General features: G+C 38.4%; 10 protein-coding genes. 6 read left to right on the top strand and 4 right to left on the bottom strand.

Features of this window, described 5'->3' with window-relative positions:
• Positions 1-74: 74 nt before the first annotated feature.
• On the top strand, positions 75-572 hold the full coding sequence (locus LI954_RS06720) for a gamma carbonic anhydrase family protein (RefSeq protein WP_229444037.1): 498 nt from the start codon (positions 75-77) through the stop codon (positions 570-572).
• A gap of 66 nt (positions 573-638) precedes the next feature.
• Positions 639-998: an iron-sulfur cluster biosynthesis family protein gene (locus LI954_RS06715; protein WP_202066778.1), complete on the top strand. Its 360-nt coding sequence runs from the start codon at positions 639-641 to the stop codon at positions 996-998.
• Between the two features lie 49 nt (positions 999-1047).
• On the opposite strand, the gene LI954_RS06710 is transcribed toward LI954_RS06715, so the two are convergent.
• Together LI954_RS06710 and LI954_RS06705 are read right to left on the bottom strand one after the other, a co-directional pair.
• Complete coding sequence (locus LI954_RS06710; protein ID WP_229444036.1) at positions 1048-1668, bottom strand: flavin reductase family protein; 621 nt, start codon at positions 1666-1668, stop codon at positions 1048-1050.
• A gap of 31 nt (positions 1669-1699) precedes the next feature.
• Entirely contained in the window at positions 1700-2671 is a 972-nt protein-coding gene (locus tag LI954_RS06705) for a ring-cleaving dioxygenase (RefSeq protein WP_229444035.1), read from the bottom strand.
• A gap of 164 nt (positions 2672-2835) precedes the next feature.
• Between LI954_RS06705 and LI954_RS06700 the strand changes: the two genes are divergently transcribed.
• Entirely contained in the window at positions 2836-3489 is a 654-nt protein-coding gene (locus LI954_RS06700) for an HAD family hydrolase (protein WP_202066781.1), read from the top strand.
• Between the two features lie 553 nt (positions 3490-4042).
• On the opposite strand, the gene LI954_RS06695 is transcribed toward LI954_RS06700, so the two are convergent.
• Positions 4043-4531: a hypothetical protein gene (locus LI954_RS06695; RefSeq protein ID WP_202066782.1), complete on the bottom strand. Its 489-nt coding sequence runs from the start codon at positions 4529-4531 to the stop codon at positions 4043-4045.
• 149 nt (positions 4532-4680) lie between these two features.
• On the bottom strand, positions 4681-5877 hold the full coding sequence (locus tag LI954_RS06690) for a hypothetical protein (RefSeq protein ID WP_229444034.1): 1197 nt from the start codon (positions 5875-5877) through the stop codon (positions 4681-4683).
• A gap of 239 nt (positions 5878-6116) precedes the next feature.
• On the opposite strand from LI954_RS06690, the gene nox reads away from it, so the two are divergent.
• From nox to greA, 3 genes are all read left to right on the top strand, one after another.
• On the top strand, positions 6117-7448 hold the full coding sequence (gene nox, locus LI954_RS06685; RefSeq protein WP_202066784.1) for a H2O-forming NADH oxidase: 1332 nt from the start codon (positions 6117-6119) through the stop codon (positions 7446-7448).
• 186 nt (positions 7449-7634) lie between these two features.
• The gene (mltG, locus tag LI954_RS06680) at positions 7635-9062 is read left to right on the top strand and encodes an endolytic transglycosylase MltG (protein ID WP_229441564.1); all 1428 of its coding nucleotides are present in this window, start codon (positions 7635-7637) and stop codon (positions 9060-9062) included.
• Between the two features lie 239 nt (positions 9063-9301).
• Positions 9302-9775 carry a transcription elongation factor GreA gene (greA, locus tag LI954_RS06675; protein ID WP_202066785.1) on the top strand — a complete coding sequence of 158 codons (474 nt, stop codon included), beginning with the start codon at positions 9302-9304 and terminating at the stop codon, positions 9773-9775.
• Positions 9776-10531: the final 756 nt, after the last annotated feature.

Below are 10531 nucleotides of genomic sequence, written 5' to 3'. Positions count from 1 at the left end.
CGAGCTCGTGAAGCACTTCTTATACAGCAGGTTTTCTGAATTTGCTATACTGGGGATAGAAAAGAGGAGATTGTATGACAAAAGAAAAAAGATTTATTGCAGCCAGTGCAGATGTCTGCGGCGATGTTCAGCTGGGTGAGAATAGCAGTATCTGGTATCAGGCGGTTTTAAGAGGGGATAATCAAACAATAACAATTGGCAGAGGCAGTAATATTCAGGATGGTTCAGTTATTCATGTTGATCCGAATTTTCCTGTTCGAATAGGTGAGTATGTTACCGTAGGGCACCAGTGTATGCTTCATGGCTGTGAAGTACAGGACGGAGCACTGCTAGGAATGGGCAGTATCTTATTGAATGGCTCTGTAATAGGAAAAAGCAGTTTAATCGGAGCAGGCTCGCTGGTAACAGAAGGAACGGTTATTCCAGAAGGTGTTTTGGCATTCGGGCGGCCGGCGAAGGTAATTCGTACTTTAACAGAAGAAGAGATTGCCAAAAATAAAGAAAATGCAGAATACTATATTAAACTGACTAGAGAGCATCAAGCCGGAAGCTATCCTAGAACAGTAAAATAGAAGAGCGGACTAATCGGTATTTTTTATGGGAGGTGCTAAAATAAGAGCAGAGGGGAGTGGAGAATAATGTTTTTAAAAATGACAGACGAGGCACAGGCAAAGCTGCAGTATAGAGGCGATGGAGAAATTCTTTTGGATATGAATGACGGCGTGGGAGAATACTCAAAAGTAGGCATTTGTTCATTGGACACCAGTTTCCGTTTTCTTATTATAGACAAGGACCAGTCAAAAAAAGATTATGATACAGTGATCGACAGTACGATAGGAGAAATTCCTGTCAAAGAGTATTCCAAACGATATCTTGATGAAGAAATGACACTGGAGTTGGATAAGCGACTGCAGGTGCTGAAATTGAACAGCTCCAGCGGATTACTGGACGGACATGTGGAAATTATGGATTTGCGCCCAGAGATTATGCGCAGTTAAACAGTAAAAAAAGAAGAATGACAGATGAGTTTGCCTGCCATTCTTCTTTTTATTTTGGTCTTTCTATATCAAAAATTTCTCCAAGTTCTGCATAGCTGCTGCCGGCCAGCCGTGCAATGGGGTGGAAATTTTCGGGAAGTACATACTCTTTTTCACTGTCAAATAATGCCTCATCAAAATAAAAATCTGTTACTTCTGCGACAATCAGATCAGTGATTGGTTTGCCTTCACGATTTTTCAGAGGAATATGCTGATAAAGTCTGGCCTCCATCCTTAAGCGTGCAGCTTTAATGGCCGGAACTGAAACGGAACGGCTGGGTGTTGTTTTGATCTGATTCATTGCCAGTTCACTTTGATCTGGAGGTAAAGAAGCTGCTGTCAGATTCATTTGTTCTACTATCTGTTGGTCAATCAGATGAATTACCATTTCTTCATTTTGCAAGATATTGCGGGCTGTATCCTTCATTGCTCCTTCTTTTCTCAAAATAGCCAGAGTCATTAAAGGGAGATCAGAAGATGCAGCATTAAAGAAGCTGAACGGTGCAGCATTGATAACGTTTGTCTGATTGTTCAATGTAGTAACCCAGGCAATCGGTCTGGGAATAATACTGCCGGATAGAAATTTATACTGCTGCTTCTTTGAAAGTTGCTTACTTGGAAAATGAAGCATGTGGCTTCCTCCTCGCTGTTTTCTGTAATTTTTATCTGTGCGTATTTGCATCTGACGTATCAAAAGGTCGTACAAACTCTTCAATTTCTTTTCGTCTTGGTTCTAAAAACGGAGGTAAGGATAATTTTTCTCCTGCATGCTCATAGGTTTCGTCTTCAAGAAATCCAGGACCATCTGTAGCAAGCTCAAACAATACATGAGGCGCTGCCATGAAGTATTCGGATTGGAAATAGAAACGTTCCACAAATCCGGAATTTGGGAATTTCAGCTGATTGATTCGATTGATCCAGAATTTCAGTGCGCTTTCATCGGCAACGCGCAATGCCAGGTGATGGACATTCCCGAAGCCCTGTGAAGCTTTTGGCAGGTCCTCCCGATGCTCCACAATGATACTGCCGCCATTACCGCCGTCGCCAACCTCAAAAAGATGAAAGCTGCCTTCCGTACCTGTTAACTGAAAATCCAATACATCAACTAAAACGGTTTGCATATGTTCAAAATTTTCAACGGTTACAAAAGCAGGCCCTAAGCCAATAATAGCATACTCTACCGGTACATCGGTATTTTTCCATGGAGTGCCGGGGGCTGTGCCATGATCATTTTCGTCTGAAATCAACTGATAACGCTGTTCATCAAAATCTTCAAATTCTACATATTTTCTGCCGAAGCGTTCCTGCAGTTCACCATGCTCCACCTTATGTTTGTTGAAGCGGTCAATCCAATAGCTTAATGCTTCATCATTCTTTACACGGAATGAAGTTTTTGAAATGGAATCTGTTCCTTTTGTTCCTTTGACAATTCCGGGAAAATCAAAAAAGGTCATATCTGTTCCGGCACTCCCTAAATCATCAGTAAAATATAAGTGATAGGTTTCAATATCATCCTGATTGATGGTTTTCTTTATTAAACGCAGACCTAAAATATCTGTAAAGAAGCGGTAAATTTTCTCAGCACTTGAAGTCATTGCAGTAACATGATGTAATCCTCTAATTTTTGTATCCATAGGTAAACCCTCCAAATGTATTTTTTTATTAAAAATAACGAACTTACTAAAAGTAAGTATAAGAGCTAACCTGAATAAAAGCAACTGATACGACTTTCTTTCGAGCTGATATCGTTCCTTAATGAAAAGTATGCTAGGATAAGAAAGAAAAAGGAGGGAAACCAATGAAATACGATACGATTTTATTTGATTTGGATGGTACACTGACAGACTCAGGAGAGGGTATTCTGAATTCTGTGACTTATGCACTGGAGAAAATGGAGATGGAAGTACCGAAACAGAGTGAATTATTTCCGTTTATAGGCCCACCTCTAAAAGAATCCTTTATAAAAAAATTTGAATTGACTGAAAAAGATGCTGATAAAGCTGTGCAGTATTATCGCGAGTATTTCAGAGAGAAAGGGCTTTTTGAAAATGTTGTGTATGAAGGAGTACAGGAACTGCTGGAAACATTGCGGGATAAAGGTTGTCAGCTGTACGTTGCTACCTCTAAGCCGGAAGAATTTGCCAGAAAAATTTTAGACTATTTTGACTTATCAGGCTATTTTAAAGAGATTTATGGGGCCAGTATGGACAGCAGCAGAACTAAAAAAGCAGATGTTATTCATTATGCTCTGGAAAATGGGATGATTGAGAGAAAAAGGGCTCTAATGATTGGCGACAGAGAGCACGACATTCTGGGAGCAGAAGAAAACGGGCTTCCCGGCTTAGGCGTGCTTTACGGCTATGGGGATGCAGAAGAATTGATGAAGGCTGGAACAATATACTTGGCAAAAACACCGCTGAAGATTTATGAGTGGCTGTCTCAAGCAGAATAAATCTTCAACGAAGCAGTTATATGAGTAACTAGGGCGTGTCTGAAAACTCAAGCGGCGAATATTTTGATGATTTATATAGAACTCATCGTCATAAATACTCGCTTATGAACCACATAAGCTGCGTTTTCTTCCTTGATTTCAACAAAAATCACTGAAAAATTCGAATGCCACTAACTTTTCAGACACGCCCTAATGTTTTGTCCGTACATTCATCCACTCTATTGCTGTTAAATAAGAGCAATCTGGTAGGAGAAAGTTCTCCTATCAAGAAATGATGGGAGCTATGTTTGAGTTAGTGAAAAACGAAAAGATTGAATGGTCAAGAATTTCCGAAGTGTCAAAGGGAAATAACAGCTGTTTTACAAGGATCGTTACAGCTGATTTGACTCGATTTAGCAGCTGTTTCTATAATTTTTATAGCTAGTTTGACTCCAGTTAGGGATGAAATCGGCATTTTTTGCCGAGTTGCTCCCGTGCTGGCTGCACGTTTCTTGGATTAAAAGCATCACTTAGGTTTAATTCGGTCAATACACTAGGGCGTGACTGAAAAAATTTACTTGTACGTTGCAAGCTTCTTCTGGAACGCTAATACATCCGTAAGCGAAACATTTTGCATTGCACAAAGCATTTTTAATTTTGTATGCTCATCTGTTGTCTGACTGTTACTTAAAAATAGATGAACAGGTTTGGGAATAGTAATATTCGAATCCATACCGAAGGATGCTAATTGTTCCATACTGGCATTTCCATAGGTAAGCAGAAAACGAGAAATACGATAAACAGCCAGTTCTTTGTTCTCCAGAAGCTGGTAGAGCTTTTGGTAATGATCAAACGTAAAATTCATAAAATGTGGAAGACTTTGCAGTAGGAGCAGTTCTGTAGGAATTCCTGCCAGTTTCTCTGAAAGCTCAACGATAATCTCCAGACTATTTTCCTGAGAAAAAATTTGATTGGAAATTGCAGTAAATTTCTGGTACCGAAACTCACTGGTCTTGTGCACTTGTATTTTTTGTATCTTTTCGTAATAATCTGTGGTATTCATTTGGAAATGCCCTCCGGACGGCTTTAAAAACTCGCAGTTTTTTTATAATAAATTTTGTCTCCTAAATGTAGAATTGTAGATTTTAATGAAAAAAGACCGGCTGTGTCAAGTTTGTATATGACTTTGCCAGTCTTTTTGTTGTATGCTCTTTATAGTAACGCCTTATCTAATGCTTCATTTAAGCGTTTCATCTGATCTTTACTGAAAATCAGAGAACCGCTGTCCCGCAGTTCGTCGGCATCCTCCTGTGTAATTTCTTCAGGATACATCTCAATTGATTCAATCAGCTGGTCAAATTCTTCGTCGGTAAATGTATAATCTTCATCTTCATAAAGCTCTCCATAGAGGTCATCGTAGTAACTTGAATCATCTGATCTTCCCATAGCAGAACCATAAATAGAGCTGATGATCGCATCAAATTCATCCGTAGTCAGAACATTCTTTTTAGAAGGCACACTAATTTTTTCAGTATTTTTTTGAGGAGTCATTTTCATGGACAGAGTCAAGTCCATATCTGTAGTTTCGTCTTTAATAACCATATTAAATTTATAAGACATCGCACTGCTCTTTGTGTTGATACTGAGTTCTACAGAAAGGTCTTCAAGTCCTTCTGAGAACATCTCCGTAATATCAACGGATGACTTATCTGTTTTTCCTGATTTGCTCTCTTCCAAAGATTCCATAATTACTTCTGCAATTTGAGTGATCTCTTTTTTAGTGAATATATGTGTAATTACATCGTCCTTTTTAGTAAAGGTCTTTTTATCAAATGACTCCATCAATTTACGCAGTTTATCCTGTAGTTCTTTATCGTTTACTGTGCCGGCAGCTGCAGCAACGTCAGAGCTGCTGGATGCACCATCGGTAAATTCTGAACCGATCTCACCAACATCAATATATTTGCCATCCAGTTTTTTTAGATCAGAAGCACTGATGTCAATCGGATACTGTAGTGCGTTGGCTATATCTACAGCACCTGAGAAAAAGCTTGCAGATAAATACATTTTCTCTTTTTGAATGACAAATTGTAATGGCAGTGTTTGACCCAAAGCGTTCAGGTTCATCTCCATTTCCATTGTTTCATCATCCTGATTCAAAGCATAACTGCCGTCAACTGTAATATTTTCCAACTGACTGACCATCATGGCAGTATAGGCACTGTCGTCTTCATCACTTGAAAAATCAATATTGTCAATGCTCATTTCAAATTTTGCAGCATTGAATGTACTCTGTTCTGTAGAATATAGTGCATCTACAAACTCTTTTTGCGGATCATTGCTGCAGCCGACCAATGTAAAAACAAAGGCAGCAGTTAGAATACCTAACCCAATTCTTTTTAGTTTCATTTTTAATTTCCTCCTTTTACAGTATCTCTATTTTACTAGCTATTTAAAGAAAATTATATCCTTTTTTTGAAATTATTTTTTTTAAGTCCTTCTTTACTTGAAGGTTTCTTCTAAAAATCAATAATTTGTGCGCTATCTCTCAAAGTTTTTGAGGAATTTTAGATAATTTGATGAGCGTAGCCCCTTACATTGCGGTATAATGGAATAACAGTACCTATTATGAAATGGAGGGGATTTTTATGTCAAAAACAATCATTGTTGGAGCAAATCATGCAGGGATAGCAGCGGCAAACACACTGTTGGACAACTACAAGGATCAGGAAGTCGTAATGATTGATCGGAACACAAACTTGAGTTATTTAGGGTGTGGAACAGCTCTTTGGGTAGGTCGTCAGATTGATTCTTATGAAAATCTTTTTTATACGAAGAAAGAAGAGTTTGAAGCTAAAGGTGCAACCATTCATATGGAAACAACGGTTGATAAAATTGATTTTGATAAAAAAGTTGTTTACTGTAAGAAAAAGGATGGATCAGAATTTGCTGAAACTTACGATAAAGTTATTTTGGCAACAGGCTCGGCACCTATTTCTCCCAATATTCCAGGAAAAGATTTAAAAAATGTTGAATTCTTAAAGCTTTTTCAGGATGGACAGACAGTAGATGCAGCTATGGCGCAATCTGAAATTAATACTGTTGCAGTCATTGGTGCAGGTTATATCGGAGTGGAAATTGCAGAAGCAGCGAAACGCCGTGGAAAAAATGTTCTTTTATTCGATGCAGAAGAACGGTGTCTGCCTAATTACTATGATAAATGGTTTACAGACGATATGGATAAGGTGCTGTCAGACAATGGGATTGAACTCCATTACAATGAACTGGCAAAAGAATATAAGGGGACAGACAAAGTAGAAGCAATTGTGACAGATAAAGGGGAATATCCGGTTGATCTGGTGATTAACGCAATTGGCTTTAAGCCAAATAATCAGCTTGGCAAAGATCATTTGAAGCTGTTTATCAATGGCGCATATTTGGTGGATAATCATCAGCAGACAAGTGATCCAGACGTATATGCTGTGGGAGACTGTGCAACTATTTATTCCAACGCAGTTCAAGATACAACGTATATTGCTTTGGCAACAAATGCGGTTCGTTCAGGCATTGTCGGTGCGCATAATGTTGCAGGCACACCTCTTGAAGCAATTGGTGTACAGGGCTCGAACGGAATTTCCATCTTCGGCTATAACATGGTATCTACAGGGCTGACTGTTCAGGAAGCTGAAAAAGCCGGATTTAAAGTGAAATATACAGAATTTGAAGATACACAAAAACCAGGATTTATGTCAGAAAACAATACAGTGAAAATCCGTATCGTTTATGAAGAAGAATCCCGTCGAGTAGTTGGTGCCCAAATGGCCTCTTACACAGACATTTCAATGGGAATTCATATGTTCTCGCTGGCGGTGGAGGAAAGTGTAACAATTGATAAGCTGAAATTGTTGGATATCTTCTTCCTGCCGCACTTTAATCAACCATACAACTATATTACAATGGCGGCATTAAGTGCTGAATAAGGGATAATGATCGGTTATTTAACAAGACAGGGAGAGTAATTTTCCTATCTTGTTTTTTTTTCATCTAAAATTGTAAAAGAATTATAAGTTATCAGACAATTTTCTAAAAAAGTTTAATTTTTAAAGACTTTCATGTATAATGGTTGGAGTTAATAGAAGTTATGTAGAAAGTAAGGAGGATTAATTTTGGCAAACGATAACCAAAATAATCAAGATCATTCTGATTCTTCCTTCAAAGAGCAGATTCTACGCTCGATGAGAGTTGACGGCAGTGAGGATGATCACATGTCTTCTTCTGGAAATGAATATCAGAATCAGAGTGAGGAGCATTCTCAAGTAAATACCTCTGGCTCATCTGATTGGGAGTCTAATCAACAAGAAGCTCCTCAAAGCTATTCAAGAGTAGAAGCTTCACAGGGATTTGAGCAACAACCAATAAATAACAGTAATGACGATGAGCAGCATCGTACTTCTGAAAATAAAGACAATAGAGCGGATTCTTTCAAACGCACCCGGAAAAAAGAAGATCGCCTAGTAAATCGTATTGTGCTGCTGGTAATTTCTGTTTTGATTTTAGTGATTGCAATTTTTGGATTTACCTTCTATAAATATGTAGATGAGGGGCTGCAGCCATTAGATAAAAACGACAATAATCTAGTACAGGTCTATATTCCAGCTGGTTCTTCAAATAAGCAAATTGCTGCTATTCTTGAGGAAAATAAAGTAATTAAAAGCGGAATGGTTTTTAACTACTATATTAAGTTTAAGAATTTAGCAGATTTTCAGGCCGGTTATTATCAAATGTCTCCAAATATGACATTGGATGAAGTAGGCGGATTGCTTAGAGAAGGCGGAACAGCGGAACCAATGCAGATCGCTGACGGGAAAGTAACTGTTCCTGAAGGATACGATATTGATAAAATCGGAGATGCAATAAAAGAAAATACTGATTACAAAAAAGATGATTTTATTGCATTGATGCAGAACGAAGACTACTTCAATGCAATGCTTGCCAAATATCCGGATTTGCTTGGAAGTGCAGCAGAAGCAGAAGGTGTAAGATATCGGCTGGAAGGATACCTGTTCCCAGCAACCTATGATTACTATAAAGACGTATCCTTGGAAGACTTTGTAGATCAGATGATTGCAAAAACAGACAGTGTAATTGGCGAATATGCAGCAGCAGTTAATGCAAAAGGAATGACCAATCAGCAAGTTCTGACATTGGCTTCCTTGGTTGAAAAAGAAGGGGTGGAGGAAAGCGATCGCAGAAAAATTGCTCAGGTCTTCTTTAACCGGATTGCAGCCAATATGCCTTTACAGTCAGATATTTCTATTCTCTATGCTTTAGGAGAACATAAAGAGTTAGTGACCTACAAAGATCTTGAAGTAGATTCGCCATACAACCTGTATAGAAATACCGGATATGGTCCAGGACCAATGGATAGTCCAAGTGAACAGGCAATAGCAGCAGTACTGAACCCGGAAGAAAACAGCTATTTTTATTTTGTAGCAGATATAAAAACCGGAAAAGTTTATTTTGCAGAAACCTATGAAGAACATCAGGAATTCGTAGACAAATATGTAAACAACAGTACCGAAAAAAGTGATTAATTCAAGATTTGGAGTAATATTTTACGAGTCAGACTATTATGGTGTGGCTCGTTTCGCTTTGGTATATTTATGAAAGCGTTAGAATGTTTAAGTAACGAAAATTAAAAAATTAATGGATTCTTATTTACAATTTTAGAAAACCGTGGTAATCTTTTGTGGATTACTGATAACCCCCATATTTTGGGGGAACACAGAATGGTACATGATAGATTGTAGTAAGTTCGTAAGGGAGAATTATTATGGTAGAAAAAGTATTTCCTATGACGCTTGAAGGAAAAGAGAAATTAGAGCAGGAGTTGGAGGAATTAAAAACAGTTAAACGAAAAGAAATTGTTGAGCGTATTAAAATTGCGCGCAGCTTCGGTGACCTGTCTGAGAACTCTGAATATGAATCTGCAAAGGATGAACAAGCCTTTGTAGAGGGAAGAATTACAACGCTGGAAAATATGATTCGTTTTGCAGAGATCATTGACAACGATGGCGTTGATTCTGATGAAGTATCTATTGGTAAAACAGTCACATTTATTGAATTGCCTGATGGAGAAGAAGAAGAATATACGATTGTCGGAAGTGCTGAGGCAGATCCTTTTTCTGGAAAAATTTCAAATGATTCACCAATTGCACAGGCATTGATTGGAAAATATCTGGGAGACGAAGTCACAATTTCGACTCCGGGTGGAGATATGCAAGTCAAGATCACAAAAGTGAGCTAGGAGATTATGTTTAGAGGTAGTGACAAAGCTTCTTCATGCGACGAGAAATCGCAGGAGCAAATGTCTACATGCGACGAGTAACCGCAGGAGCAAGTTCTTTGTGCGACGAGTAACCGCAGGAGCAAGTTCTTTGTGCGACGAGTAATCGCAGGAGCAGAAGTGTTCCTCCTCAAGAACCAAGTAGGTAACATGCATCATCTACTCTGACAAGTCAATCGTAGTGATTTATGTCAATAAGTCGGAATATACGAAAATTGTCAAGGAACACTATTTATAAAATGAATAGCTGTGGATTGATATCTACTTGGAGCTTTCCGTATTTTTGAGAGTATTCGACTTATTTCCGAGATACCAGTTCTACTTTGCCACTTCTGCTTATATTTGTACTTTAGCAGAATGGTATGCGTAGTTTCGATAAGTATTCCTTGAATGAAACTAGCTCACTTGATGTAGTAGAACTGTATGCGTAGAAGAACTGCTGTCTCTACGAGTCTAACGGTTCTCAAGACAAAACAATACACTACACTTCATTTCGATCTCATCAATTTCTAAATGGCAAAGCCACTAAGAATTGAAGGACTTCGTTTCGATCCTCGAAGCATGTCTGAAGGACATGTAAGAACGTGTTCCTACGTTTCTTACAAATGCTCGGATCATACAAAGATTGGAACACTGTTTACTCAGCTTTAGGGGACTTAGGCATACTTATGTCATAGTCCCTTTTGGTTTATATTAAATTAGCCTATGGGATATTTT

The sequence above is a fragment of the Enterococcus sp. CWB-B31 genome (assembly GCF_020567645.1).
Lineage (GTDB): Bacteria > Bacillota > Bacilli > Lactobacillales > Enterococcaceae > Enterococcus_L.
Note: the sequence above shows the minus strand (reverse complement) of the source record. Positions and strands in the feature narration are given on the sequence as shown.